Origin of the sequence: Streptomyces sp. NPDC007929 (assembly GCF_042959065.1) — a bacterium.
Classification (GTDB): domain Bacteria; phylum Actinomycetota; class Actinomycetes; order Streptomycetales; family Streptomycetaceae; genus Streptomyces.
Genome location: NZ_JBIBKD010000007.1, coordinates 273,370 through 299,622 on the forward strand (window position 1 = coordinate 273,370; position 26,253 = coordinate 299,622).

General features: G+C 72.2%; 22 protein-coding genes and 2 pseudogenes. 14 read left to right on the forward strand and 10 right to left on the reverse strand.

Annotated elements, in window-relative coordinates; translation table 11 throughout:
• Positions 1 to 33 precede the first annotated feature (33 nt).
• The 4 genes from ACFZDE_RS24635 (at position 34) to ACFZDE_RS24650 (ending at position 3,569) form a co-directional block, all read left to right on the forward strand.
• Entirely contained in the window at positions 34 to 1,155 is a 1,122-nt protein-coding gene (locus ACFZDE_RS24635) for an ATP-binding cassette domain-containing protein (protein ID WP_390994937.1), read from the forward strand.
• The gene (locus ACFZDE_RS24640; RefSeq protein WP_391203059.1) at positions 1,152 to 1,856 is read left to right on the forward strand and encodes an ABC transporter permease subunit; all 705 of its coding nucleotides are present in this window, start codon (positions 1,152 to 1,154) and stop codon (positions 1,854 to 1,856) included. Before ACFZDE_RS24635 ends, ACFZDE_RS24640 begins: the two co-directional genes overlap by 4 nt.
• Positions 1,853 to 2,518: an ABC transporter permease subunit gene (locus ACFZDE_RS24645; RefSeq protein ID WP_390994120.1), complete on the forward strand. Its 666-nt coding sequence runs from the start codon at positions 1,853 to 1,855 to the stop codon at positions 2,516 to 2,518. Before ACFZDE_RS24640 ends, ACFZDE_RS24645 begins: the two co-directional genes overlap by 4 nt.
• Positions 2,519 to 2,612: 94 nt before the next feature.
• Positions 2,613 to 3,569, forward strand: coding sequence for a glycine betaine ABC transporter substrate-binding protein (locus ACFZDE_RS24650; protein ID WP_391203062.1), 957 nt, complete (start codon positions 2,613 to 2,615; stop codon positions 3,567 to 3,569).
• Positions 3,570 to 3,617: 48 nt separating this feature from the next.
• Here the strand turns inward: ACFZDE_RS24650 and ACFZDE_RS24655 are convergent, their stop codons facing one another.
• The 5 genes from ACFZDE_RS24655 to ACFZDE_RS24675 all read right to left on the reverse strand — a co-directional run bounded on the left by ACFZDE_RS24655 (position 3,618) and on the right by ACFZDE_RS24675 (position 8,618).
• On the reverse strand, positions 3,618 to 4,202 hold the full coding sequence (locus ACFZDE_RS24655) for an ATP/GTP-binding protein (protein WP_391203065.1): 585 nt from the start codon (positions 4,200 to 4,202) through the stop codon (positions 3,618 to 3,620).
• Complete coding sequence (locus tag ACFZDE_RS24660; RefSeq protein ID WP_390994117.1) at positions 4,189 to 4,548, reverse strand: DUF742 domain-containing protein; 360 nt, start codon at positions 4,546 to 4,548, stop codon at positions 4,189 to 4,191. The genes ACFZDE_RS24655 and ACFZDE_RS24660 overlap by 14 nt, the downstream gene beginning before the upstream one ends.
• A gap of 1 nt (position 4,549) precedes the next feature.
• Positions 4,550 to 4,981: a roadblock/LC7 domain-containing protein gene (locus ACFZDE_RS24665; RefSeq protein WP_390994116.1), complete on the reverse strand. Its 432-nt coding sequence runs from the start codon at positions 4,979 to 4,981 to the stop codon at positions 4,550 to 4,552.
• Between the two features lie 14 nt (positions 4,982 to 4,995).
• Positions 4,996 to 7,422, reverse strand: coding sequence for a nitrate- and nitrite sensing domain-containing protein (locus tag ACFZDE_RS24670; RefSeq protein WP_391203067.1), 2,427 nt, complete (start codon positions 7,420 to 7,422; stop codon positions 4,996 to 4,998).
• 191 nt (positions 7,423 to 7,613) lie between these two features.
• The gene (locus ACFZDE_RS24675; RefSeq protein WP_391203070.1) at positions 7,614 to 8,618 is read right to left on the reverse strand and encodes a substrate-binding domain-containing protein; all 1,005 of its coding nucleotides are present in this window, start codon (positions 8,616 to 8,618) and stop codon (positions 7,614 to 7,616) included.
• A gap of 390 nt (positions 8,619 to 9,008) precedes the next feature.
• On the opposite strand from ACFZDE_RS24675, the gene ACFZDE_RS24680 reads away from it, so the two are divergent.
• Positions 9,009 to 9,356: a metalloregulator ArsR/SmtB family transcription factor gene (locus ACFZDE_RS24680; protein WP_390994113.1), complete on the forward strand. Its 348-nt coding sequence runs from the start codon at positions 9,009 to 9,011 to the stop codon at positions 9,354 to 9,356.
• Entirely contained in the window at positions 9,346 to 11,838 is a 2,493-nt protein-coding gene (mgtA, locus tag ACFZDE_RS24685) for a magnesium-translocating P-type ATPase (protein WP_391203073.1), read from the forward strand. Before ACFZDE_RS24680 ends, mgtA begins: the two co-directional genes overlap by 11 nt.
• Here mgtA and ACFZDE_RS24690 read toward each other — a convergent pair.
• The gene (locus tag ACFZDE_RS24690) at positions 11,829 to 13,388 is read right to left on the reverse strand and encodes an LCP family protein (protein ID WP_391203076.1); all 1,560 of its coding nucleotides are present in this window, start codon (positions 13,386 to 13,388) and stop codon (positions 11,829 to 11,831) included. The two genes, mgtA and ACFZDE_RS24690, sit on opposite strands and share 10 nt — an antisense overlap.
• Positions 13,389 to 13,465: 77 nt before the next feature.
• Here ACFZDE_RS24690 and tatA point away from each other — a divergent pair, with 77 nt between their 5' ends.
• Positions 13,466 to 13,687: a Sec-independent protein translocase subunit TatA gene (gene tatA, locus ACFZDE_RS24695; RefSeq protein WP_391203079.1), complete on the forward strand. Its 222-nt coding sequence runs from the start codon at positions 13,466 to 13,468 to the stop codon at positions 13,685 to 13,687.
• Between the two features lie 103 nt (positions 13,688 to 13,790).
• On the opposite strand, the gene ACFZDE_RS24700 is transcribed toward tatA, so the two are convergent.
• Positions 13,791 to 14,222, reverse strand: a complete 432-nt coding sequence (locus ACFZDE_RS24700) for a DUF6114 domain-containing protein (RefSeq protein ID WP_390994109.1) — start codon at positions 14,220 to 14,222, stop codon at positions 13,791 to 13,793.
• A complete protein-coding gene (locus ACFZDE_RS24705; RefSeq protein ID WP_390994108.1) occupies positions 14,222 to 14,893 on the reverse strand; it encodes a DUF6230 family protein in 672 nt (223 codons plus the stop codon). The genes ACFZDE_RS24700 and ACFZDE_RS24705 overlap by 1 nt, the downstream gene beginning before the upstream one ends.
• A gap of 639 nt (positions 14,894 to 15,532) precedes the next feature.
• Between ACFZDE_RS24705 and ACFZDE_RS24710 the strand changes: the two genes are divergently transcribed.
• Entirely contained in the window at positions 15,533 to 16,174 is a 642-nt protein-coding gene (locus tag ACFZDE_RS24710) for a Tat pathway signal sequence domain protein (protein ID WP_390994107.1), read from the forward strand.
• Between the two features lie 12 nt (positions 16,175 to 16,186).
• Here ACFZDE_RS24710 and ACFZDE_RS24715 read toward each other — a convergent pair whose 3' ends face one another.
• A complete protein-coding gene (locus ACFZDE_RS24715; RefSeq protein WP_391203082.1) occupies positions 16,187 to 17,125 on the reverse strand; it encodes a lytic polysaccharide monooxygenase in 939 nt (312 codons plus the stop codon).
• 361 nt (positions 17,126 to 17,486) lie between these two features.
• Here ACFZDE_RS24715 and ACFZDE_RS24720 point away from each other — a divergent pair, with 361 nt between their 5' ends.
• The 6 genes and pseudogenes from ACFZDE_RS24720 (at position 17,487) to ACFZDE_RS24745 (ending at position 25,748) form a co-directional block, all read left to right on the forward strand.
• Positions 17,487 to 19,286, forward strand: coding sequence for a S8 family serine peptidase (locus ACFZDE_RS24720; RefSeq protein WP_390994105.1), 1,800 nt, complete (start codon positions 17,487 to 17,489; stop codon positions 19,284 to 19,286).
• A gap of 280 nt (positions 19,287 to 19,566) precedes the next feature.
• A complete protein-coding gene (locus ACFZDE_RS24725) occupies positions 19,567 to 20,214 on the forward strand; it encodes a ScbR family autoregulator-binding transcription factor (protein WP_390994104.1) in 648 nt (215 codons plus the stop codon).
• Between the two features lie 55 nt (positions 20,215 to 20,269).
• Positions 20,270 to 21,459: pseudogene (locus ACFZDE_RS24730) on the forward strand (damage-control phosphatase ARMT1 family protein).
• Positions 21,460 to 21,580: 121 nt separating this feature from the next.
• Positions 21,581 to 22,543 (forward strand): IS481 family transposase, encoded by a 963-nt coding sequence (locus ACFZDE_RS24735; protein ID WP_391203085.1) that lies wholly within the window; start codon positions 21,581 to 21,583, stop codon positions 22,541 to 22,543.
• Between the two features lie 291 nt (positions 22,544 to 22,834).
• Positions 22,835 to 24,997: a germacradienol/geosmin synthase Cyc2 gene (cyc2, locus tag ACFZDE_RS24740; protein ID WP_391203088.1), complete on the forward strand. Its 2,163-nt coding sequence runs from the start codon at positions 22,835 to 22,837 to the stop codon at positions 24,995 to 24,997.
• Positions 24,998 to 25,181: 184 nt separating this feature from the next.
• Entirely contained in the window at positions 25,182 to 25,748 is a 567-nt protein-coding gene (locus ACFZDE_RS24745) for a PDZ domain-containing protein (RefSeq protein WP_391203091.1), read from the forward strand.
• 9 nt (positions 25,749 to 25,757) lie between these two features.
• Here the strand turns inward: ACFZDE_RS24745 and ACFZDE_RS24750 are convergent.
• A pseudogene (locus tag ACFZDE_RS24750) lies at positions 25,758 to 26,214 on the reverse strand (metallophosphoesterase); the annotation flags it as partial.
• Positions 26,215 to 26,253 lie beyond the last annotated feature (39 nt).

A 26,253-nucleotide genomic window follows, 5' to 3' on the forward strand; every position in this document is an offset into this window, starting at 1 on the left:
ATTGCTTCCGCCAACCCGAAGGGCTCCGGCGCCTTGATACGGATCGAATCAGTCACCAAGCGATACCCGGACGGCACGGTGGCTGTCGACCGGTTGTCCCTGGAGATACCCGACCGCTCGATCACCGTCCTCGTCGGCCCCTCGGGCTGCGGCAAGACCACCACCCTGCGGATGATCAACAGGATGGTCGAACCCAGTGAGGGAACGATCCTCCTCGACGGCGAGGACATCCAGCGCCGCCCCGTCACCACCCTGCGCCGGTCCATGGGTTACGTCATCCAGAACGCCGGCCTCTTCCAGCACCGCACGATCCTGGACAACATCGCCACCGTGCCCCGCGTCCTCGGCTGGGGCAAGCAGAAGGCCCGGGCCCGGGCGGCCGAGCTGATGGAGCGCGTCGGCCTCGACACCGCGCTCGCCAAGCGGTACCCCTACCAGCTCTCCGGCGGCCAGCAGCAGCGCGTCGGCGTGGCCCGGGCCCTCGCGGCCGACCCGCCGGTGCTGCTCATGGACGAACCGTTCTCCGCGGTCGACCCGGTGGTGCGCAAGCAACTCCAGGACGAACTGCTGCGCATCCAGGACGAGCTGGGCAAGACCATCGTCTTCGTCACCCACGACATCGACGAGGCGATCAAGCTCGGCACCATGGTCGCCGTGCTGCGCGAGGGCGGGCACCTCGCCCAGTACGCACCCCCGGCCGAGCTGCTGGCCGGCCCCGCCGACGCCTTCGTCGAGGACTTCCTCGGGGCCGACCGCGGCATCCGGCGGCTGTCGTTCTTCCCCTCCGCCGAACTCCCGCTGACCACCGGCCCGGTGATCCCCGTGGACGCCACCGCCGAGCAGATCACCGCGGCGGACGCCCCCTGGCTCCTGGTCACCGACGGCGCGGGACTGCCCCTCGGCTGGGCCGAGCCCGAGAACCTGACGGCAGGCGACATCGACCCCGCCCGGCTCCTGGCGCACGGCCGGCCCTTCGTCCCCGGCACCGACTCCCTGCGGGCCGCCCTCGACTGCGCCGTGCTCTCCCCGTCCGGCTGGGCCGTCGCCGTGGACGACAGCGGCCGGGTGACCGGCGTGGTCGCGCAGCAGACCATCGGCGAGGCCATCCGCAGCGCCCACGCCGGGCACGCCGACGCCGCGAAGGTCGCGTCGTGAACGGCTTCTTCGACATCCCGAGCGACCTCCAGCACAGCTACACCGGCCTGATCGGACTGCATCTGCGCGAGGCCCTGCTGCCCGTCCTGGCCGGACTGCTGCTCGCGCTGCCGCTCGCCCAGCTCTGTGTCCGCTTCCGCTGGCTGTACCCGCCGGTGCTCGGCGCCACCACCATCCTCTACGCCGTCCCGTCGCTGGCCTTCTTCGTGGTCCTCATCGACTACACCGGCCAGACCGAGCTGACCGTGATGATCCCGCTGGCCGTGTACAGCCTCGTGGTGCTCGTCCCGGCCATCGTCGACGGAGTGCGCTCCGTGCCGCAGGAGACCCTCGCCGCGGCCACCGCCATGGGCTTCGGACCCGTACGCCGTTACGCGCAGGTGCAGTTGCCGATCGCCGTGCCCGCCATCATCGCCGGGCTCCGGGTCGCCACCGTCTCCAGCATCTCCCTGGTCAGCGTCGGCACCCTCATCGGCAACCAGGGCGCCCTCGGCAACCTGCTCGCCGACGCGCAGAAGTACGACCGCCCCGAGCTGGCCGTGAACTCCGTGATCACGACCGCCGTCCTGGCCATCCTCTGCGACGCCGTGCTGGTGCTGCTCCGGGTCGTGCTGACCCCGTGGATGCCGAACGGCGCCCGCAGGCACCCCAGGCCGAGCACACGGCGCAAGCAGCCCGTCACCCAGGACGTGACCCGGTGAACGTACTGAACTTCGTCAACGCCTTCTTCAGCGACAGCGCCCACTGGCACGGCTACGACGGCATCCCGCAACGCCTGCTCGAACACCTCCAGTACTCGGCCCTGGCGCTGGCCCTCGCGGCCGCGATCGGCCTGCCCGTCGGTCTGCTGACCGGACACACCGGCAAGGGCGGCAACGCCCTCGCGTTCATCGCCACCGCCGCCCGCGCGCTGCCCAGTTTCGGCCTGCTGGTGCTGATCGTCATCATGATGGGCTTCGGCCTGCTGCCCGTGATGATCCCCCTGGTCGTCCTCGCCGTGCCGCCGATCCTGGTGACGACCTACGAGGCCGTCCGGACCGTCGACCCGTCCCCGGTGGACGCGGCGCGCGGCATGGGCATGCACGAGTCGCGGATCCTCTTCCAGGTCGAACTGCCGGTCGCGCTGCCGCTGATCCTCAGCGGCCTGCGCTCGGCGGCCATCCAGATCGTCTCCACGGCCACCATCGCCGCGTACGTCAGCCTGGGCGGCCTCGGCCGGTACATCGTCGACGGGCTCTACCAGCGCGACTACGAGAAGGTGGTCGGCGGCGCCACCCTGGTGGCCGTCCTGGCCCTCGTCACCCTGGCGCTGTTCTGGGCGGCGGGCCGGTTCGCCGTGTCGCCGGGCGTGCGCAGACGCTGAGACGCGCCGACGCCGAGAGCCCGCCCCGGGTCTGTAACAAACCGTGACCAGCACGCTCTTGACTGATCACAAAGCGGCTGGATTGGATCGTCGAATGACTTTCACCGCGAAGAGCAGCAGGTCCAGGACGAGGCACACCAGCGCGGCGGCCGTCGCGCTCACCGCCGCTGCGGCGCTGCTCGCGGGCTGTTCGTCCGGCGACTCCTCCGACAACCCCCTGGAAGGCGACAAGGCGAAGGCCGGCACCGTCGTCGTCGGCTCCAACAACTTCGCCGAGAGCACCCTGCTCGCGGACATCTACGGCGAGGCCCTCAAGGCCAAGGGTCTCGACGTCACGTACAAGCACAACATCGGCAGCCGCGAGACGACCTACGGGCTGATGAAGAACGGCTCCGTCACCGTGCTGCCGGAGTACAACGGCTCGCTGCTGGCCTATCTGGACCCCAAGGCCGAGCAGAAGTCCGCGGAGGCGGTGAACGCGGCCGTGAAGGCCAAGCTGGACAAGAAGCTGACCATCCTTCAGTCGTCGCCGGCCGAGGACAAGGACTCGGTGAGCGTCAACGCCGAGACCGCGAAGAAGTACCAGCTCACCTCCTCCTCCACCCTCGCGGACCTCAAGGACGCCGCCCCGGACCTGGTGATCGGCGGTTCCCCCGAGTTCCAGACCCGGCAGCAGGGACTCAAGGGCTTGAAGTCCGTGTACGGCCTGGAGTTCAAGTCCTTCAAGGCGCTCGACGCGGGCGGCCCGCTGACCCAGGCGGCGCTGACCAGGAACACCGTCCAGGCCGCCGACATCTTCACCACGGACCCGACCATCGTGAAGGAGAAGTTCGTCGTCCTGAAGGACCCGGAGAACCTCTTCGGGTTCGCCAACGTGACGCCGCTGATCAACAAGAGCGGCCTGCCGCAGAAGGGCGTCGAGGCACTCGACGCGGTCTCGGCGAAGCTGGACACCAAGACGCTCCTGGAACTCGACGCGCAGGTGCAGCTGGAGAAGAAGGACCCGCTGGACGTGGCGACGGCCTGGCTGAAGTCGGCCGGCCTGAGCTGACGCGCTGACGTCTCACCGGCCCGGGCACGCCACCGCCCGGGCCGGCCCCTACGCCTGCACCGCCGACGCGATCAGCTGGTCGATCAGGGCGATCAGCACGTCCCGGCACGACTCCCGGTCCCGGGCGTCGCACAGCAGCACCCGCACGTGGTCCGGCACCGCGAGCGCCTCCCTGATGTCCTCCGGCGGATAGGGGTGTTCGCCGTGGAAGCCGTTCACCCCGACGACGAACGGGATGTCCCGGCGCTCGAAGAAGTCGATCGCCGCGAAACTGGACTCGGGCCGGCGGACGTCGACCAGGACCACCGCGCCGAGCGCGCCGAGCGCCAGGTCGTTCCACATGAACCAGAACCGCTGCTGCCCCGGCGTGCCGAACAGATACAGCACCAGTTCCCGGCTGATGGTGATCCGGCCGAAGTCCAGGGCCACCGTGGTGGCCCGCTTCTCCTCGATGCCGTCCAGGTCGTCGATGCCCAGACCGGCCATGGTCAGGGGTTCCTCGGTGCGCAGCGGGACGATCTCGCTGACCGACCCGACCATGGTGGTCTTGCCGACGCCGAAGCCCCCGGCGATGAGGATCTTGACCGTGTCGGGTGCCGAAGACGCGTCAGTGGCAAGGTCAGAGCCGGCCAAGGCCGTCCCTCACTTTCTGCAGCAGGTCCAGGTCCGGAGTGGTACGGGAGACGAGGCGCGGCGGGCGCACGGTGATGCGGCCCGCCTCCAGCAGGTCGCACAGCAGGATGACGACCACGCTCACCGGCAGATCGAGCCGGGCGGCCAGCTCCGCCACCGCGACCGGCTCCGCGCACAGCCGGAGGATCCGGGAGTGCTCGGGCTGGCACCGGAGCGCCGTGACGGGCGGCGGATCGACCGCCGTGACCGTCGAGATGAGTGTGAAGTCGGCGCGGCTGGGCCGGGTCCGGCCACCGGTCAGAGCGAACGGCCTGACCAGCCGCCCCGCCGCATCACCTGCGCCCACCTCACACGCCGGGATCGGCGACGGGTCCGGCCACGCCCCGCGGAGCCGCGCTCAGGTGCTCGCCGATCTTCTTGACCAGCATGTTCATCTGGTACGCCACCACCCCGACGTCCGCGCCCGGGCCGGTCAGCACGACCAGATGCGCACCGGGTCCGGCGGAGGTCAGGATCAGATAGCTGTTGGCCATCTCGATGAGCGCCTGGCGCACCGGACCGCCCCGGAAGTCCATGCTGACGCCCTTGCTGAGGCTCATCAGCCCGGACGCGGTGGCCGCGAGCCGCTCGGCGTCGTCGCGCAGGAATCCGGTGGACTTGCTGACCACCAGGCCGTCCTCGGAGAGCACCACGGCCTGGTTCACGTCGGCGACCCGCTCCACGAGACCGGTGAGCAACTGGTCGAGCTGGGTGTGCGTGGCGGGGATGGGGCGTGTCATGGGGGTGTCCTTCGTCAGCGGTCGGCGGGCGGAGTCGAGGGGACGGGGCCGGCGGCCTGCCGGGGGAGAGCGGCCGCCTCCTCGTCGTGGGGCGGCTCGGCGTCGTCGCCACGGGCCCGGAGTGTGCCGCGCTGGAAACCGGCCAGGGAGGACGCGGCGGCCTCCGCGGTGAAGTCGTCGAGACAGCCGTCGTCCTCGGTGGGCGGGGCCTCCTCGCGCAGCTCCTCCACCAGGCTGGTCTGCGGCACCCGGCGGGGCAGCGGGGCGAGTCCGTCCCGGCGGGGCACGACTTCGCGCGGTGCCTCCGGGGCGGCCGGGGCGGACGGGACGGCGGAGGCGGTGCGGGCCGTGACGAGGGGCCGGGGCTCCCGGGCGGGCCCGGCGGCGCTCGCGGATTCCCCCTCGCCCTCGCCTGCGTTCTCGCTTCTCCCGCCGCTCCGCGCGTCGGTTTCCCGTCCGGTCGCCATCGGCCCGTCCTGCGGGGTGCCGCCGTCCGTCGCCGTGCCGTCGGCAAGCTCCCGCACCACGATCTCGTGCGGGATCAGCACGATCGCCGTGGTCCCGCCGTACGGCGACGAGCGCAGGGTGACGGTGATGTCGTGCCGGTGGGCCAGCCGGCCGATCACGAACATGCCCAGACGCAGGTCGTCGGCGAGCGCCACCACGTCGAACTGCGGGGGCACCGCCAGCTGCTCGTTGAAGGACGCGTAGTCCTCCTCCGACATGCCGAGGCCACGGTCCTCGACCTCGACGGCCAGGCCCTTGGCCACCATCTGGGCCCGTACCGTGACGGGGCTCGGCGCGGGGGAGTACGCCGTCGCGTTGTCGATGAGCTCGGCCAGCAGGTGGATGACGTCGGCGACCGCGGGCGGCGCGACGTACACCTCCTCCTCGGTGAGCACCTCCACCCGCTGGTACTCGGCGACCTCCCCGACCGCGCTGCGCAGGATGTCCATGAGCGCGACCGGCTCGGTCCAGCTGCGGCCGGGCCGTTCGCCGCTGACGATGACGAGGTTCTCCTCGTAGCGGCGCAACTGGCTGGCCGTGGAGTCCAGTTCGTACAGGCCCTTGAGGATGTCGGGGTCGGTGTGCTCGCGCTCCAGCGTGTCCAGCTTGCTCAGCTGGAGGTTGACCAGGTTCTGGCTCTGCCGGGCGATGCCCAGGATGATCTTCTGGAAGCCGCGCCGGGTGTCGGCGAGTTCGACCGCGGTGTGCACGGCCGTGCGCTGGGCGGTGTTGAACGCCCGGGCCACCTGGCCGAGTTCGTCGTGGCCGTAGTCCAGTTCGGTCGTCGCCGACTCCGCGTCGACCGTCTCGCCCCGGTCCAGACGGGCCACCACGTCGGGCAGCCGCTCCTGCGCCAGGCTGACGGCGGCCCGGCGCAGACCGCGCAGCCGCCGGGACAGCGAGCGGGTGATCCGCCACGACATGCCGGCGCACAGCAGCAGCGCGAGGAGCCCGCCGGTGCTCAGCAGCGCCGCCTTGAGCAGCAGGGCGTCGGCTTTCTCGGCACTGCGCTCCAGCAGTGCCGACGTCTGCTTCTGGATGAGGGCCGCGTACCGGTCGGACAGCTTGTCCATGGCGGCGTTCCACCGCTGCTGCGCGTCCGGCAGGGCGATCCGGTCGGCCGAGGGGCTCGCGTTGCGCGACGCGAGCACCTGGTCCTCGACGGACTGCAGCGTCTGCCACTCGCGGCTCGCCAGGATCCGCTCCGTCTGCGCCTTGGCCTCGCCCGTCAGCTGCGGCAGGACCTGGTCCTGCACCAGCCAGCGCCGGGTGTTCACCAGCTCCGTGAACTGCGTCCACGCCTTGTCGTCCAGATGCCCGGTCGGCCACGCCAGCGTCAGCTGCGCGTCCTCCCGGGAGACGAGCTCCGCCCCGTGCTCCAGTCCCACCAGCGGTCCGGCCTGGGAGGTGAGGTCCCCGTCGTCGACCTGGGACAGTTCCTGGAACGCGTGGATCTGGTCGTCGATGATCGACGAGTACTGGTCCAGCGCCTGCTGCGGGGTGATGTCGGTCGGGTTGTCGACCTGGTCCCGGTAGTACTCCAGGCTGCCCACCGAGCCCAGCACCGAGTACAGCCGGTCGGAGACGCGGGAGGGCGCCTTCTCGATCGCGCTCGCCTGCCCGACCAGCTTGGCGACCGCCTCGTCGGTCTCCGCGCGCTGAATCTCCAGGGCGGCCCGCGAGCCCTTCGGAGAGGCCAGCCAGGCGGCCGACAGGCTGCGCTCGCGTTGCAGCGCCAGCGTCGCGTCGGTGCCCATGGCGCCGGTCGACCGGCTGAGGTCCGTCTGGTCGCGCAGCCGCAGGCCTTCCGAGAACATCTGGATCGTCGTCACGCCCCACATCGCGGCGAGGGTGACGCTGGGCACGAGCGCCAGGAGCACCAGGGAGAGGCGTATGGAACCGAGACGGCGCCGGGCACCTGTCCGTCGAGACATCGTCGTCCTAGGGCGATCAGCGGGGGGTGGTGAGCGGGGGAGCGGAGCGGTAGGGGCGGGTGGGGGACGGGCGCGGGGGTGGTGCCGTCCCCGGCACGGCACAAGGGATGGGCAGGATGTTATCCGCCCAAGTGGGCGCGCGCGCCGGGCCTGACCGAATCTTTGGCGACACCGTCACAGGAAGGCGCCGGTCACCGGGTTCCGGCGGCCGCGAACCGCGCCACCGCGGACACGTTCGACCGCGTCACGAAGGCGGGTCCGGTGAGCACCGGGGCCGTTCCGCCGCCGCTGACGTTGCCGTTGGTCCGGTACAGCCACAGGGCGTCCACCGCGAGATAGCCCTGCAGATACGGCTGCTGGTCCACGGCGAACTGCACGTCGCCGTCCTCGACCGCCTCGACCAGGTCCTTGTTGAGGTCGAAGGTGGCGACCTTCGCCCGGCTGCCGGACTGCCGTACGGCCGTGACCGCGCTCAGCGCGAACTGGGCGCCGAGGGTGACGACCTGGTCGATGCTCGAATCCTGCCGCAGCCGGGAGGCGATCGCGGCGGTCACCGCGTCCGGGTCGGTGCCGTCCACGTACAGGTTGTCCGTCTCGCCGCGGAAGGTCTTGCGCACTCCCGCGCAGCGGGCCTCCAGCGCGACGTTGCCCCGCTCGTGCACCACGCACAGGGCGTGCTCGGCCTTGAGGCCGTCCAGCTTGTCGCCGACGGCCCGGCCCGCCACGGACTCGTCCTGGCCGAAGTACTCCAGGAGCCCGGCCGGACGCCAGGCGTCGATGCCGGAGTTGAGCCCGACGACGGGGATGCCGGCCGCCTTGGCCCGGGCGACCGGACCGCGCATCGCCGCCGGTTTGGCCAGGGTGACCGCGATGCCGTCGGCCTTGTCGCGGACCGCCTCCTGCACCAGATCGGCCTGCGCGGCCGGGTCCGCGTCACCGACGTACGTCAGCGCGATCCCGTCCTTCGCGGCCGCCGCCTCGGCGCCCCGGCGCACCAGGTCCCAGAAGGCGTCGCCCTTTCCGCCGTGTGTCACCAGGGTGACCTTCATCCCGTCGCCGGACCCGCCCGCCGCGTCCGGGGTGTCGTCGGAGGCGCCGAGCACGGAGCAGCCGGACACCAGCAGGCACAGGGCGAAGGCCAGCGCCGCGACACGGGTGCGTCTCACGGGAGGGTGCGGCGGGGGAGGAGTGTTCATGAGGGGCGGACCTCGCTGTGCGGCCGAGCAAGAGCAGGGTGAGAGAGCGGGCGGGGCCGCAGGGTGCACCGGCCGCGTCACTCTCGCTGGCCCGGAGCCAACCGTGTGTGACCACCGGTCGTCAAGTGAGCGGCCACATGCAGTGAGTTGCCGCTGCCGCATCGTGATGATCTGTCCGGCCGGTCGAACGACGGGGCGTCACATCCGCTCTCACCTCGGCTTTCCGTACCGTCCGTGCGGTTCGGCGTCTCCCCGGGGCGGCCCGGCCCGATGCCTTGCCGCGGGGCTCTCCGGGCCCGCCTAGACTGGCTCGGCGCACGAGTGCACGAGTGCACGAGGTGCCCGAGGTGCCCGAGGTGCACGAGGCGGACGACGGAAGAGGCGGAGACGGTGGCGGCAGCCGGCAGTGGCTTCGAGGACCCCTCCGAGGACGTGCTCGGCCAGGCGGCCGCGGCCTTCGGTCTGCTGGCCTCGCCCGCGCGGCTGCACATCGTCTGGGCGCTGGCCCAGGGCGAGAGCGATGTGACGGGGCTCGCCGAACGGGTGGGCGGCGCCCTGCCCGCGGTCAGCCAGCACCTCACCAAGCTGAAGCTGGCCGGACTCGTACGCTCCCGCCGTGAGGGCCGCCGCCAGGTGTACTACGTCGACGACCCCGATGTCGTCGAGGTCGTACGGCTCCTGGTCGGCCGGCTCACCGACCGTGCCGCGCCGGCGCGGCGGCGCCTCCATGGCCTCTGAGACCGCCGAGGGCACCACCCTGGAGGTGCTGCGGCGGCTGGAGTCGGGACCCCGGGGGCTGACCGAGACGGAGGCCGCCGCCCGGCTGGCAGCCGTCGGCGAGAACACGCTGCCTCAGAGCCGCACCCCGTCCTGGCCCCGCCGGTGCGCGGGCGCCCTGCGCGACCCCTTCACCGCCGTCCTGCTCTGCCTCGGCCTGGTGTCGGCCGCCGTCGCCTCCTGGGGCACCGCCGTGGTGATCTCCGCCCTGGTCGCGGTCAGTTGTGCGCTGCGGGCGAGCGGGGAGCACCGGGCCGACCGGTCCCTGGCCGCGCTGCGCGACCTGGTCGCCGGCACCGCCACGGTGCTGCGGCGACCCGGTCACGCCGAGCCGCCGGAGCCCCGCGAGGTGCCGGTCGCCGAACTCGTCCCGGGCGACGTGCTCCGGCTCGGTCCCGGCGACCTGGTCCCGGCGGACGTACGGCTGCTGCGGGCCCGGGGACTCACGGTGCACCAGGCCGCGCTGACCGGGGAGTCGGCGCCGGTGGCGAAACGGGCGGTCGACGACGACGCCCCCGACGAGCACCCGCTCTGCTTCCAGGGCAGCACGGTCGCCTCCGGCAGTGCCACCGCCGTCGTGGTCGCGACCGGCACCGGCACCCGGTTCGCCGCCGCACACCGGGTGCCGGACGCGCCCCGGCCGGGCGGGGCCTTCGACCGGTCCGTGCACGGCATCTCCTGGGTGCTGATCCGGTTCATGCTGCTGACACCGCCGCTGGTGCTGATGGCCAACGCGACCCTGCGCGACCGCGGCCTGGAGACCCTGCCCTTCGCCGTCGCGGTCGCTGTCGGGCTGACCCCCGAGATGCTGCCGGTGATCGTCACCACCTGCCTGGCCCGGGGCGCCACCCTCCTCGCCCGCGCGCACGCCGTGATCGTCAAACGCCTGCCCGCGCTGCACGACCTGGGCGCGGTCGACGTGCTGTGCGTCGACAAGACCGGCACCCTCACCCAGGACCGTCCGGTCGTCCACCAGGCCCTCGACCCGGCGGGGCGGGACGACCCGGAGGTGCTGCGCTGGGCCGCCGTCGGCGCATGGTGGACCCTCCAGCTCGCCGAACTGCCCGCCCCCGACGCCCTCGACGAGGCCCTGCTGGAGGCGGCCGGGGCGGTGGGCGAGGAGTACGACGGGGTGGACGCGGTGCCGTTCGACCCCGTACGGCGGACCGCGACGGCGGTGGTGAGAGGCGGACTCGGGCGGCACACCGTCGTCGTCACGGGCGCCGCGGAGGCCGTCCTGGAGCGCTGCGCGACGCGGCCCGGCGAACCCGGCCGGCTGCTCGCGCTCGCCGCCCGGGAGGCGGACGCCGGGCTGCGGGTCCTGGCCGTCGCCACGGCCGACCGCCCCGCCGGTGCCCGCACGGCCGACGCCCACGGCCTGACCTTCCGGGGCCTGGTGACCTTCCGGGACGCCCTCGCCCCCACCGCCGCCGAGGCGTTGGGCGCCCTGGCCGACCGCGGCGTCACCGTGCAGGTCCTCACCGGTGACCACCCCGCCACGGCCGCCCGGGTCTGCCGGGACCTCGGCCTGGACCCGGGCGAGGTGCGCACCGCCGACCGGCTCGGCGACGGCCCCGGCGGGGTGACGGTCGTCGCCCGCTGCACCCCCGAGGACAAGGCCCGCCTCGTCACCGCCCTGCGCGCCGCCGGGCACACCGTCGGCTTCCTCGGCGACGGCGTCAACGACGTGGCCGCGCTGCGCGCCGCCGACGTCGGCATCGCGCCCCGCTCCGCCGTCGCCGTGGCCCGGGAGAGCGCCGACGTGGTGCTCGCCGCGAAGGACCTCACGGCGATCGGCCACGCGATTACGGCGGGCCGGCACGCGAGCGGCAACATCGCCTCCTACCTGCGCGTCACGCTTTCCTCGAACCTGGGCAACGTCGTCGCCATGCTCGGCGCCGGACTGCTGCTGCCCTTCCTGCCCATGCTCCCGGCCCAGGTGCTCGCGCAGAACCTGTGCTTCGACGCGGCCCAGCTCGCCTTCGCCCACGACCGTCCCGGCGCGGCGGCCCTGCGCGGCCCCGCGGTGCTCGGACCCCGCTCCTTCCTGCGGTTCGCCGTCGGATTCGGGATGCTCAACGCGCTCGCCGACCTGGCCACCTTCGCCGTGCTCGCCCTCGCGCTGAACGGCCCCGACGCCGTGGACGACGAGGCGGTGTTCCACTCCGTCTGGTTCACCGAGAACCTGCTCACCCAGGCCCTGGTCATGCTGCTGCTGCGCACCGGCCGGGGCGAGGGGCCGGGTCGCGCGCCGGGCCCGGTCGGCCTGGCGGCGGCCGGACTCGCCGCCGTCGGCCTGCTGCTGCCGCCGAGCCCCCTCGGGTCGGCCCTCGGCATGACCGCCCTGCCCGCCGCGTACTGGCTGCTGCCGGTCGTCGTCCTCGGCGGGTACGCCCTGGCCCTGACGGCGGTTCGGGCCCGGCAGCGGCGTCGTCAGCCGTAGGTGAGGTTCGTGCAGGGGTTGTCGTCCGCGGAGCGGGCCCCGTCGGCGACCTCGGACGGCACGGCGGTCGGCGCCGGGGACGCGGATCCTCCCGCCGCCGGGCGGTCCGCGTAGGCCCGTCCGAGGACGACGCTGATCCCGGCGCCGGTCACCGACCGGAGCTCGGCCCCGGGAAAGGCCCGCGCCACGGCCTGGGCCCGGTCCTCCTGGCCCGGCCCGAACTCGACCAGCGTGGTGGGACGGTCCTGGTCGGCGGCCGTGGCCGTGCCGGTGACGTTGAAGCCGTCCTCGGTGAGCATCGCCGCGGCGCGGGCCGCCAGGCCGGGGACGGTGGTGCCGTTGTACACGGCGACGTCGATGCCCTCACCGGAGACGGGAGCGGGGGAGGGGGAGGCCCCGGAACCAGCGGCTTTGTTCCGCTTCCCGGTGGCGTTCTGGCCGTCGATCGTGCGGTCGGACCTGAGCGCGGCGAACAGGGCGTCCGCGTCCGGCTGGACGATCGCCACGCGGGACCCGTCGTAACGCCAGGGCAGGGTGACGAACTTGGTGTTGTGCAGGTCGATGTCCTTCAGGGACATCGCGAAGGAGATCAGTTTGCCGGCGGTGCCGAGGCCGGGGTCGACGGTGAGCGACTTCGTGGCGGCTTCGGCCAGCGGCAACAGCCGCGTGGGGGTGAGGCCCTTGCTCTTGATCTCCGTCAGCAGGCTCGCCACGAACGCCTGCTGGCGCTTGATCCGGCCGATGTCGGAGCCGTCGCCGATGCCGTGCCGGATCCGGACGTAGTCCAGCGCCTTCCGGCCCGACACGGTCTGCTCGCCCTCGCGGAAGAGCAGCTTGCCCCGGGCGGTGAGATGCGGGTCGAGGTCGTTCTCATAGACGTTCTGCGGCAGGCACACCTTCACCCCGCCCACCAGGTCGGTCAGTTCCGCGAAGCCCTCGAAGTCGACGACGACGGTGTGGTCGACGCGCAGCCCGGTGAGCCGCTCGACCGTGTTCTGGGTGCAGGCCGGATTGCCCGCGGGGGTCTGGCCGACCGAGTACGCCGCGTTGAACATCGTGTGCGGCTGCGCCTTGGTCCAGGTGCCGTCGGGCAGCTTGCAGGGCGGGATGGTGACCAGGGTGTCGCGGGGGATGGAGACGGCGATCGCGTGCCGGTGGTCGGCGTAGACGTGCAGCAGGAAGGCGGTGTCGGAGCGGCCCACGTCGTCCTTGTCGCCGCCGCCCAGCGCGTGGTTGCCGCCGGTGCGGGTGTCGGAGCCGATGACCAGGACGTTCTCGCCCTTCGAGGCGGCGGCGTCGGGGCGGTTGTCGGAGAGTCCGCCGGAGTCGAAGGTGCTGATGTCGCCGTCCAGCCGCAGATACAGCCAGCCCGCGCCGCCCGCGGCGAGCACGAGCAGGGCGAGCCCGACGAGGAGGGTGGTGCGTATGCCCCGGCCACGCCGGCGCGCCCGGCGGCGCCCGCGGTCCCGGGGTGCGCCTCTGGTGCCGTGGGCGGCGCCCCCGCTCCGGTGCCGCGGCGGGTCCGTCTTTTGATTGCTGGTGACCGTCATCGGCGTCTGCTTGCCTCTCGCCCGGGGGTTGTACAGTTGCGCAATGTAGCAACTGTCGGCGAGAGGAAGGGCATGACATGCTGCGCAACGGACTGGAGCCCTGGCATCTGCTGATCGTGGCGATCGTCGTGATCGTCCTGTTCGGCTCGAAGAAGCTGCCCGACACGGCACGTTCACTGGGCCGGGCGATGCGCATCCTCAAGAGCGAGACCAAGGCCCTGAAGGAGGAGCCGGGTTCGGCCGCGGCTCCGCCACCCGGGGAAGAACCCCGCCCCACCGCCCCGGCGGACGCCGCATAGAGCCCCGGGCGGGGGCCCGCTCCGCCGGCGGCTGGGAGGGTCGACGGACGCCGCCGCCCGCCCCGTGGGCAGGCGGCGTTGCGTCACGTGTGCCGTGTGATCCTCAGTGCTGGCCCGCCGGTGTCGCCGCCCGGGACTGCTTTCGGCGTTGTCTGCGGCTGATGCGGGGTTCCTGGTCCGGGAGCCAGCCGAAGGTGAGGCAGCTGCCGGTCACGCCCAGGAGGAGGCCGATGAAGAAGCCGCCCAGGTTGGAGGTCAGCCAGGTGCCCAGGGAGACCAGTACTCCGATGACCGAGTAGAACAGGCGCTGGGAGGGGTTGACCAGGATCAGCACGCCGCACAGCAGCATCACGACCGGCAGCAGATAGCCGGCCAGGCCTTGCATGCCGACGTGCAGGATGACGTCCAAGGACGCCTTCAGTGTGAGCAGGACCTCCGCCCCGCCGAGGGCGAGCAGCAGCCCGCCCCAGAACGGGCGGCCGGCCCGCCACCGACGGAAGGCGGGCCGGACCCCCTCGCGCGGACCGCGCGGCATCAGCAACCCGATCCGCTGAAGCCCAGCTTCAGACCCGGCAGCTTGAACACACCGGCGGTCGTCGCGTAGTTGGTCTGCCGCAGGTTGGCGATGTGCACGGTGTCCGACTGCTGGCTGAACACACCCTTGGGTCCGCGGCCCTTCGGCCCTGCCTTGTCGAGCGTGCTGGCGTCGTTGCCGATCTCGATGTTGTTGAACGCCGCGTCACCGGTCAGCTCGGTCGAGTCGGTCGTCAGGTCGCTGGCGGTGACCTTCTGCGCGCCCTCACCCGCCCTGATGACCAGGTTCGTGCCGCCCAGGTCCACGCTCTGGCACAGCTTGGAGAGCGTCGCGTTCTTGATCACGGACGTGACGACCAGCACCTGACCGCCGGTGTCACCGGCGTTGGGGCTGCCCTCGGCCATCTCGTCAAGACCGCCGAACTGCGCGAAGCCGGTGCCGTTCAGCTCGGTCGCGGTGACCGTGAACGGCATGCCGGAGATGGCGAACTGCACACCCAGCGCCCCTTGGGCGGTGAGCACCGCGAGCCCCGCGGCGGCCAGCGTGGCCGGCACCGCCATCACCGCGGCCCGGCGCGCCCGGACCCGCCCGCGTCGCGCGGGAGCGGCACTGGCGTCCGGGGCGGCGGCGCCGTCCGGTCTTTCGGGGGTGTGCTCGGCGGAGGAGGTCATGTCTGCTCCAGGTGCGTGTCGGTGCGGATCGGACTTCGGTGGCACGTTGCCCTGGCGCGGACATCGACCGCGTGCGTACGGCTCCCGCAACTCCCGGTGGTTGCAAGGGCTTTCTGGTTACGCCGCAGTAGCCAACGGTGAAGTTACCGGCGGTTACATGAAGGGTCAAGGGAAGTGTGAACAAAGAGTGTTCATTGTGCGCCGCCGGTGAGCCGCCACTCTTCCGAAAGGCTCAGCTCGCTTACAACTCCCTTGCCAAGCCTTGACGTTGACCAAGGCGCAGGTCTACAACTCTCCTCGTCCCACCGGATCCGTGGCGCCGGATCCGCCACGCGGCACGTCCCTGTGTCCCGGACCCGCCCGTCCCGGTACGGGCATCTCGTCGCCCGGTGCGTCCGCACGGGCTTTCCACGCCCGAGTCCCCCCGCCACGGCATGGCCGCCTCCGATCGACGCCGTGCCACAGCCACCCCCCGCCCGGCCCGGCCGGCGGCCCCTTCCCGTGTGGGTCTCCGGCCGGTGCCGACCTGCCGTTGCCGGCCCGTCACGTACGGAGAAGGCGTGACGAGCCGGCAACGGCGGACGCCCTCGCGCCAGCCCCCCACCCCTCACCCCCCGCTATGGAAAGAGGTACACCCGCATGCGTACTCGCACCCTCCTCACCCTCACCGCCGCCGTCGCCGCCCTGGGCCTCGCCGCCCCCGCCTCCGCGGCCGACACCCCCGTCCTGACCACCACCGACGGCGCGGCCGTCGCGGTCGGCGACGTCCTGGACGCGTCCCTGGCGACCGGCACCGCCGCCACCTTCTACTCCAGCGCGACCGGCACCAGCGGCATCTCCTGCACCAAGTCGGCGTTCTCCGCCACCGTCACCGACAACCCGGCCGCCCCCGGCACCGCCACCGAGACCCTGACCAGCCACAGCTTCGACACCAGCGCCTGTACCACCAACGTCGTCGGGGTGCTCGGCGTCAGCGGCATCACCGTCGACAACCTGCCCTACACCACCAGCGTGTCCTCCGACGGCGCCGTCAGCGTGACCCCGGCCGCGGGCTCCACCGTCCAGTCCACGGTCAAGCTGCGCACCCTGCTCGGCTCCATCACCTGCGTCTACCAGGCTCCCGGCCTGAACGGCACGGCGAGCAACGCCGACAACAGCATCTCCTTCACCAACCAGCAGTTCACCAAGGTCTCCGGCTCGTCGCTCTGCTTCGCCAACGCCTTCTTCACCGCCAAGTACGCCCCGGTGACCAAGGGCGGTCTCGCCGTGAACGTCAACTAGGCGCAGGGAGGTTCAGCGTCGCCGTAGCCGTACGGCCAGGGCGGCGCCGCCGGTGAGCAACAGCACCGCCGCGGCGCCGCCCGCCAGCACGGGCGCGGACGGGCCGGAGGCCGGAGCGGACGGACCGGCCAGGGGCGTCTCATCGTCACCCCGGGGCCGCGCGGCGGGGGAGCCGGACACAGCGGCGCTCGCCACCGGCTCCTCCTTCTCCGGCTCCTCCTGCTCCGGCCCCTCCTTCTTCCCCGGCTGTGTCTTCTGCTCGGGCTCCGTCTTCCGCGCAGGCTTCTCCTGAGACCGCTGCTCCCGCTTCGCCTCCGGGAACACCACGTCCGAGCACGAGTAGTAGGTGTCCGGCGTGCTGCTGTTCTGCCAGACCGTGTACAGCACGTGCCGCCCGCTCCGGTCGGACGGCAGCGTGACCCGGAGCCGGTACGCGCCGTCCGTCAGCGCCGGGTCCGTCACCGTGGCGAACGGCTTCTCGGGCAGGTCGGACCAGCTCAGCGGCCCGGACGGGTCGTAGCCCGGCTTGGTCAGATACATCCGGAACGTACCGGTGTGCGGGATCGTCGAGACGTACCGCATCGTCAGCGACGCGCCGGGCGTCATCCGCGTCGACGGCCAGTCCGCGCGGGCGAGATCGAGGCCCCGGTAGGCGGGCAGACCACCGCTGCACAGCTTCCCGTCCGGGACGACCTCCCGGTCCCGGCCGCCGACGTTCGCCACCCGCAGGTTGTCCCACGCCGTGAAGGGAGCGCCGTTCGCGGCGAGGGCCGCACGGCACGCGGCCGTGCCCGCGCGCTCACCACCCTCCGGGGAACAGGCCACCACCCGGCTCACCGGGTCCGTCGGGGCCCCGTGCGCCCGTGCCGGCCCCGCAGCCCACAGCGGCAGCAGCACAGGAGTCACCAGGGCGGCCGCGAAGGCGGCGCGATATGCGGTCGTACGGGGCATCCGGCTGCTCTCCTCGGCCCGGGGTGGCGCGTTCGGTAGTGCAGTACGGGAAATCGGCCCGACGCGTTCATCACGCCACGACCTGCTCGAAAAGGGGTCATTGAGCTCTCAACTGCCCGCCATAGAGGGTGGGTTTCCCGCTTGATCGAGGGTTTCCCCCGTATCCCGCTGACCACCCCTTTGCCTATCGTTCGAGCACCGCTGACCCACAGGTAACCCCGAACGGGTCCGCTCGCACCCCACGCCTGGCCGGCCTTCGCGTCGCTCTTCGCTTTTCGAACCACCCCCCTGCGCTTCGACGACGAAGCGAGTCCACCGCCGCTCCGTCCAGCCCGGAGTCCGGCCACGAAAGGCAACGACCGTGCGTACCTCCCCAGAGCTCAGACGGAAGCTGATATCCGTCGCCGCAGTCTCCGCCGTCCTGCTGACCGCAGCCCCCGCCTCGGTCGCCGTCGCACAGGAGGCCGCCCCCCGCCCGGCCGCCGTGCCGGCCGTCCAGACCGAGGCCGCCCCCGGCATCCAGGCCGAGCGCCTCATCGTCGGCTACAAGTCCGGCGCCACCGAGGCCGAGTCCAACAAGGCGGCGGCCGCCGACGCCGAGTCCAAGGCCGAGAAGACCGGCGAGGACGTCGACTTCCAGCGCCGCCTCGGCACCGGCGCCGCCCTCGTCGAGCTGGGCACCAACCCCACCCGTGCCGCCGTCGCCGACGTCGTCGCGCAGTACCAGGCCGACCCGCAGGTCGCCTACGTCGTCCCGGACCGTCTGAACAAGCCGACGGCCGTCACCCCGAACGACACCGAGTACAGCAAGCAGTGGGACCTGTTCGAGTCGACCGCGGGCATGAACGTCCCCGGCGCCTGGGACACCACCACCGGCAGCGGCGTCACCGTCGCCGTCATCGACACCGGCTACGTCGCCCACTCCGACCTGGCCGCGAACATCGTCGGCGGCTACGACTTCATCTCCGACACCGCCGTTTCCGTCGACGGCAACGGCCGTGACAGCAACCCGGCCGACCCGGGCGACTGGTACAACGCCAACGAGTGCGGTGCGGGCATCCCGGCCTCCACCTCCTCCTGGCACGGCACCCACGTGGCCGGCACCATCGCCGCCGCCACCAACAACGGCAAGGGCATCGCCGGCATCGCCCACGGCGCGAAGATCTCCCCGGTCCGCGTGCTCGGCAAGTGCGGCGGCTACGACTCCGACATCATCGACGCCATCACCTGGGCGTCCGGCGGCAGCGTCTCGGGCGTGCCCGCCAACACCAACGTCGCCAAGGTCATCAACATGAGCCTCGGCGGGGGCGGCGCCTGCTCCAGCGCGACCCAGAGCGCCATCAACGGCGCCGTGAACCGCGGCACCTCCGTCGTCGTCGCGGCGGGCAACGAGAACACCAACGCCTCGTCCTCGTCCCCGGCGAACTGCAACAACGTCATCACCGTCGCCGCGACCAACCGCGCTGGCAGCCGTGCCTCGTACTCCAACTACGGCTCGGTCGTGGACATCTCCGCCCCCGGCGGTGAGACCCGCACCTCGACCGCCAACGGCATCCTCTCCACGCTGAACTCCGGCACCAAGACGCCGTCGAGCGAGAACTACGACTTCTACCAGGGCACCAGCATGGCCACCCCGCACGTCGCGGGTCTCGCCGCGCTGATGAAGTCGGCCAACTCCGCCCTCACCCCGGCGCAGATCGAGTCGGCCATCAAGGCCAACGCCCGTGCCCTGCCCGGCACCTGCTCCGGCGGCTGCGGCGCGGGCCTCGCGGACGCCGCCAAGACGGTCCAGGCCGTCAAGGGCGGCACGTCCACCGGCACGACCTTCTCCAGCACCACCGCCGTCGCCATCCCGGACAACGGGTCCGCGATCGAGTCCCCGATCAGCGTCACCGGCCGCAGCGGCAACGCCCCGTCGGCCCTCCAGGTCGGCGTCGACATCACCCACACCTACCGGGGCGACCTCGTCATCGACCTGGTCGCGCCGGACGGTTCGACGTACCGCCTGAAGTCCGCCGCGTCGGACTCCGCCGACAACGTGAAGACCACCTACACGGTGAACGCCTCCGGCGAGACGGCCAACGGCACCTGGAAGCTGCGCGTCCAGGACACCGCCGCCCAGGACACGGGCACGCTCAACAGCTGGAAGCTGACCTTCTGATCCTCCTTCGGGAACGCTGAACGAGGCAGGCCACAAGCGGGCGGGCCGGCCGGTGCGGATGGGGCACCGGCCGGCCCGCCTTTACGTCTGGCCCCATATCCCCCACAGTTAGATACCGAACGCGCTGTTTTCTTTCACCAGTTGCGCTTGTTTTGCCGGATGTGCACCCGCACTCCGGCACACTGGTGTGGTGAGCGCCGTCTGAGGGTGAGTTATCGTGTACGGGGGGTAAAAACAAACGGCATGACCCGTTCATTTCCGTCCCGGGAGAGTTCAGCCGATGGCGAGGCAGTTGCGAGCCGAGCAGACCCGCTCGACGATCATCACGGCCGCCGCTGACCTGTTCGACCGTCGCGGCTACGAATCGACCAGTCTCAGCGACATCGTGGAACACGCGCGGGTGACCAAGGGAGCCCTGTACTTCCACTTCGCGGCGAAGGAGGATCTCGCCCACGCGATCCTCGAACTCCAGTCGCACACCGCCCGCCGGCTGGCGACGGAGACCGACAGCCGCGGCCACACCTCCTTCGAGTCGCTGATGCGCCTCACGTTCGGCATCACCCGCATGTCCGTCGAGGACCCGGTGCTGCGGGCCGGGCTGCGGCTCGCCACCGGCGGGATCCGGCCCCGGCCGCCACTGAGCCACCCGTTCACCGAGTGGCTGGACATCGTCACCGCCCGGCTCGTCGGCGCGGTCAAGGAGTCCGACGTCCACCCGGACATCGACATCGACGTCGTGGCCCACTCGTTGGTCTGCTTCTTCGTCGGCACCCGCGTCGTGGGCCGCTCCCGCGAACCCGTCGCCCGCCAGCCCCGCCGGACGGCCGAGATGTGGAACATACTCATCCGCGGCCTGGTCCCGGTGACCCGCCGGGCCCGCTATCTGAGCCTGGCGGCGCGCCTGGAGCGGGAGATCGCCCCCGTGTGACCGGCGCGCGGGCGGTCCGGCCCGTGCGAGGGGCACGCGCGTTACGGTGAGGCCCATGCCCGACACTCCCTCCGCGCCCCTGCTCCTCGGCAACCAGCCGGGCTCCTTCCCGCACAGTGTGCTGGCCGAGCGGCACCCCGCGATCATCAAGCAGGTCCGCGAGGCCTTCCCGTACGAACCCGCGCAGCACCGCGCCCTGGACGAACTGCTCACCGAGTGCACCGAGGGCGAGATCGCGCCCCTCCCCGCCGACGCGCACGACCGGGACCTCTGGGAGGCCTGGGGGCTGGTCGCGTACACCGGTCGGTCCTGGTTCGACGTGCCGTGGCTCTGGTCCGAGAGCTGGTTCTACCGCCGGCTGCTCCAGGCCGTGGGCTACTTCGCCCCGGGCCCCTGGCAGGGCATCGACCCCTTCCGCCCCTTCAAGCTCGCCGAACTCGACTCCGCCGAGACGAGCGAGGAACTCGCCGCCCTCGACGACCTCGCCGCCCGGCCCGCCGCCGAACAGGCCCGGGCCCTGCTGCACGGCTCCCTGTGGGGCAACCGGGCCGACCTCGGCTTCCGCCTCTCCGCCGAGGGCGCCCGGGCCGCGGACGCCGCGCCCGGCCTGGTCGCCGACGGCAGCGACCGGCTCTGGTCCTGCTCGACGCCGCCGGGCCGGACGCCGGCCCGCTGTGCCTGGTCGCCGACAACGCGGGCCGCGAACTCGTCCCCGATCTGCTCCTCCTCGCCCACCTCCTGGGCAGCGGCCGCATCCGGCGGGCGGTCCTGCACGTCAAGCCCTACCCCTACTACGTCTCCGACGCGACCACCGCCGATGTCGTCGACGCCCTGCGCCGGCTGACCGGCGCCGGGGGAGCGGCCGCCGCGTACGGCGGGCAGTTGTGGTCCGCCCTCGCCGACGGACGCCTCGCGCTGCGCGCCCACCCCTTCGCCGCCGCCCCGCTGCCCTTCGAGGAGATGCCCCGCGACCTGCGTGAGGAGTTCGCCTCGGCCACCCTCACGATCGTCAAGGGCGACCTCAACTACCGCCGCCTGGTGGGCGACCGGCTGTGGGCCCCGACCACGCCGTTCGCCGACGTCACCGCCCACTTCCCCGGCCCGGTCGCCGCCCTGCGCACCCTGAAGTCCGACGTGATCACCGGCCTCGACGCGCGGACCGAAGCGGCCCTGGTCGCGGCCGAGGAGCAGCGCTGGCGCACCGGCGGCACGCACGCGCTGATCCAGGTGAGGGTCCCCGGCTAGGTGTGCTGTCCGGGGACGTTGGTGACGGGCGACACGGCATTGGCTGGTCCTTGAACGGGGCGAGGGCCTCTGGGTTCGGTGTGGATTGCGACATCTACAACCGGCACCCAGGAGGCCCTCGTTGTTCCACCGTAATGCCCCGCTGACCGCGACCGGCAGGCTGCGTCTGGCCCGGTGTGTCGTCGAGGACGGATGGCCGTTGCGGCGGGCCGCGGAACGCTTCCAGGTCAGCCACACCACCGCCGCCCGCTGGGCAGAGCGCTACCGCAGGCACGGGCCCGCCGGGATGCAAGACCGCTCCAGCCGCCCGCACCACCAGCCCGGCCGCACCCCGGCCGTCCTCGAAGAACGGGTGGTGCGCCTGCGGCGCGAGCACCGGATTGGACCGGTACGGCTGGCCGCCCGCTGCAACATCGCCGCCTCCACCGCCCACCGCATCCTCGCCCGGCGAGGCATGCCCGCACTCGCCGCCTGCGACCGCGCCACCGGCGAACCCGTGCGCCGTTACGAACGGCGTCGGCCGGGCGAGCTGGTCCACATCGACGTCAAGAAGCTCGGCCGCATCCCCGACGGCGGCGGCCACAAGGTCCTCGGCCGCGCAGCCGGCCGGGCCAACCAGGACCGCCGCAACGGCACCGGATACGCCTACCTGCACACCGCCCTGGACGACCACTCCCGCCTGGCCTACACCGAAGACCTGCCCGACGAGAAGGCCGCCACCTGCGCCGCCTTCCTCCAGCGGGCCACGGCCTGGTTCGCCGCACGCGGCGTCACCGTCGAACGGGTCCTGACCGACAACGCCTGGGCCTACACCAAGAACACCTGGCGCGAAACCTGCCGCGAGCTGGGCATCAGCCCGCGATGGACCCGGCCCTGGCGGCCACAGACCAACGGCAAGGTCGAGCGTTTCCACCGAACCCTGCTTGACGAGTGGGCCTATCAGAGGCCCTACACCTCAGACGTCGAACGACAGGCGGTGTTTCCCGACTGGCTGGACTGGTACAACTACCACCGACCCCACACCGGAATCAGCGGCAACACCCCAGCCAGCCGCGTCACCAACCTCTCCGGACAGCACAGCTAGGGCCTGTCGTTTGGATCAGGTCGCAGGGAATCGGCGCTGCTGATCAACGCCGGTGAGCGGGGCTTGGTGCGGGTAGCTGCAAGGCGGAGGAGGGAGTCGATGCGGAGCATCGGCGAGTGACGACAACGCGGCAGATGCGCGTGCCAGGCCCCGCGTCTGCGGGCTGATCCAAACGACAGGCCCTAGGTCAACTCCACGCCCCCGCACCCGCGTTCGCGTTCGATTCACGCGATGGTGTGATCATGTCCCGCCCCGCGGATGCCGCCGCGGGCCGCCGGGTAGGGCCCGGCCATGACGCAGCCGTTCGAACTCCCGGACTTCTACCTGCCGCACCCCGCGCGGCTGAACCCGCATGTCGACGAGGCACGGGCCCATTCGACCGCGTGGGCACGCGAGATGGGCATGCTGGAAGGTTCCGGCGTCTGGGAGCAGGCCGACCTGGACGCGCACGACTACGGTCTGCTGTGCGCCTACACCCACCCCGACTGCGACGGCCCCGCCCTGTCCCTCATCACCGACTGGTACGTGTGGGTCTTCTTCTTCGACGACCACTTCCTGGAGATGTACAAGCGCAACCCGGACCGCGTCGCCGGCAAGGCACACCTGGACCGGCTGCCCCTCTTCATGCCGCTGGACCGGTTCGCTCCCGTCCCGGAACCCGAGAACCCGGTCGAGGCGGGCCTCGCTGACCTGTGGGCGCGCACGGTGCCGGCGATGTCCGAGGACTGGCGCCGCCGCTTCGCCGTCGCCACCGAGCACCTCCTCAACGAGTCGATGTGGGAGCTGTCCAACATCGACGAGGGGCGGATCGCCAACCCCGTCGAGTACATCGAGATGCGCCGCAAGGTCGGCGGCGCCCCCTGGTCGGCGGGGCTCGTGGAGTACGCGACCGCCGAAGTGCCCGCCGCCGTCGCCGGGACCCGGCCGCTCAGAGTGCTGATGGAGACCTTCTCCGACGCCGTGCACCTGCGCAACGACCTGTTCTCCTACCAGCGCGAGGTCGAGGACGAGGGGGAGAACAGCAACGGCGTGCTCGTCCTGGAGACCTTCTTCGGCTGCACCACCCAGGAGGCCGCCGACACCGTCAACGACGTCCTCACCTCCCGCCTGCACCAGTTCGAGCACACGGCGTTCACCGAAGTGCCCGCGGTGGCCCTGGAGAAGGGACTCGGGCCGGACGAGATCGCGGCCGTGGCGGCCTACACGAAGGGGCTGCAGGACTGGCAGTCCGGCGGCCACGAATGGCATCTGCGCTCCAGCCGCTACATGAACGAGAACACGGCGCGCGGCGGGAGCCCCTGGCCGGGATGCTCCGGCATCGGCACCTCGGCCGCCGATGTGCGCGCGCTGCTCACCGCGGCCGGGGCCGAGCGGGTGCGTGCGCATGCGCACGTGCCGTACCAGAAGGTCGGCCCGGCGCGGATCCCCGACATCCGCATGCCGTTCCCGCTGGAGCTCAGCTCGCACGTCGACGGCGCCCGGCGCAATCTGCGCGAGTGGGCGGGGCGCATGGGCGTCCTCGCCGAGGGCGTCTGGGACGAGGACAAGCTGCGCGCCTACGACCTCGCCCTCTGCTCGGCCGGTCTCGACCCGGACGCCACACCCGAGGCCCTCGACCTCAGCGCCCAGTGGCTCGCCTGGGGCACCTACGGCGACGACTACTACCCCCTGGTGTACGGCCACCGCCGCGACCTCGCCGCCGCCCGGCTCACCACGGCCCGGCTGTCCGACTGCATGCCGGTCGAGGGCGCCCCGCCGCCGCCGGCCAACGCCATGGAGCGCGGCCTGGCCGACCTGTGGGTGCGCACCACCGCGGGGATGACGCCCGAGGCGCGGCGGACGCTCAAGCAGGCGGTGAACGTCATGACCGAGAGCTGGGTGTGGGAGCTGTCCAACCAGTTCTTCAACCGGGTGCCCGACCCGGTCGACTACCTGGAGATGCGCAGGGCGACGTTCGGCTCCGACCTCACCCTGAGCCTGTGCCGGATGGGACACGGCCCGGCCGTCCCGCCCGAGGTCTACCGCAGCGGCCCGGTCCGCTCCCTGGAGAACGCCGCGATGGACTTCGGGTGCCTCGTCAACGACGTGTTCTCGTACCAGAAGGAGATCGAGTTCGAGGGCGAGATGCACAACGCGATCCTCGTCGTGCAGACCTTCTTCGGCTGCGACTACCCGACCGGGCTCGGCATCGTCCACGACCTGATGACCCGGCGCTTGGAGCAGTTCGAGCACGTCGTGGCACACGAACTGCCCGTCCTGTACGACGACTTCAAGCTCGGCGGGGAGGCACGCGAGGCCATGGGGACCTACGTGGCGGACCTGCGGAACTGGATGTCGGGCATCCTCCACTGGCACCGCGAGGTGGACCGTTACAGGGCCGAGTGGCTGTCCCGCCGCGCCCACGGCTTCCTCCCGGACCGCCCCCCGGTCGTGCCCGTCCCGGTGCTCCGCTGACGGCGCGCCCCACGCCCCGCCACCTGGAGGCCGGACCGGCCGCTCCGGCTGATCCCTGACCGCGCCGGGCCCCGGTCAGTCTCACTCGTTCGTGGCTCGTCGGCCGACGGTGCGCCGGGTAGAGCACCTGCCGTGATCGTTCCGGGATCCGCCGGAGGCGATCGGCACCATCCGGAGGCGAGCCATGGAACAGACAGCGCTGCGACCCAAGCCGATGCCGGGTCAGGAGCCCGAGGGGGCCGCGCGGGCGACGGGCCCCGGCCCGGCACGGCCCCGTCCGCACGCCGCGCGGCGACGGGGGCGGCGGCTGCTGAACGTCCTGCTCGCCGGGTTCGCCGGCGCGGTCCTGGTGCTCTCCGGGATCGGCCTGGGGGCGATGGGCGCCGCGGTGCTCGGCAAGGGCGGGCGCCTCGATCCGCGAGGCGGGCAGCACATGTCCCCGCCGCCCGGCCCCACGCCCGCGGTGGCGGCACCCTCCGCGCCCGCCGCCGCGACGCTCGGCGTGCAGGTCATGGACGCCCGCAAGCCCGGGGCCGTGGTGGTGGGACTGCACGTCCCCGGGCCCGCGCAGGCCGCCGGTGTGGTGCGCGGCGACGTCCTGCTGGCCTTCGGCGCGACCCGGATCGACACCGCCGCCGATCTCGTCCGGGCCGTGGCCCGAGCCCGTCCGGGCTCCGAGGTCAGGCTGACGGTCCGCCACCGCAGCGGCGGCTACGAGCAGCTGACGCTCGTACCGGCCGTCTCCGCCTGAGACACGCCCTCACGGCACGACGCGGAAGTGGCTGGTGAGCCGCCCCGAGTCGTCCAGGGCGTGACAGGCGAACCCGGGCGGCGTCTCCCGGTCGGCGACGGGCTCGCCCTCCCTGGGCAGCCGCAGCGGCCACGTCACACCGGGCCCGACGACCAGCGACCCGCCCGCGAACCAGGTGGCGGCGGGCGTGTGGGCGTGGCCGGTGATCAGCCCGGCGATCCCGGGCCGCCGGGCCGGCAGGTCCGCCAGTGGGCCGGGGCGGCGCAGCGTGCGGGAGCCGGGCAGGTGGTGCACGTCCAGCTGTCGTGGTTGCCCGGACAGGTCAGCACCGGAACGGGGCGACGCCGGTGCCCGGCCCCAGGATGCGGGCGGCCTCCTCGTACTCCGGCTCCGTGCCGTGATCGGCGGTGTCCCCGGTCACCAGCAGCGCGTCCACCGGGCCCGGCCGCTCCCACAGCCGGTCGCGGTCGACCGGATAATGGATGATCCGCATCTGAGCATGAGG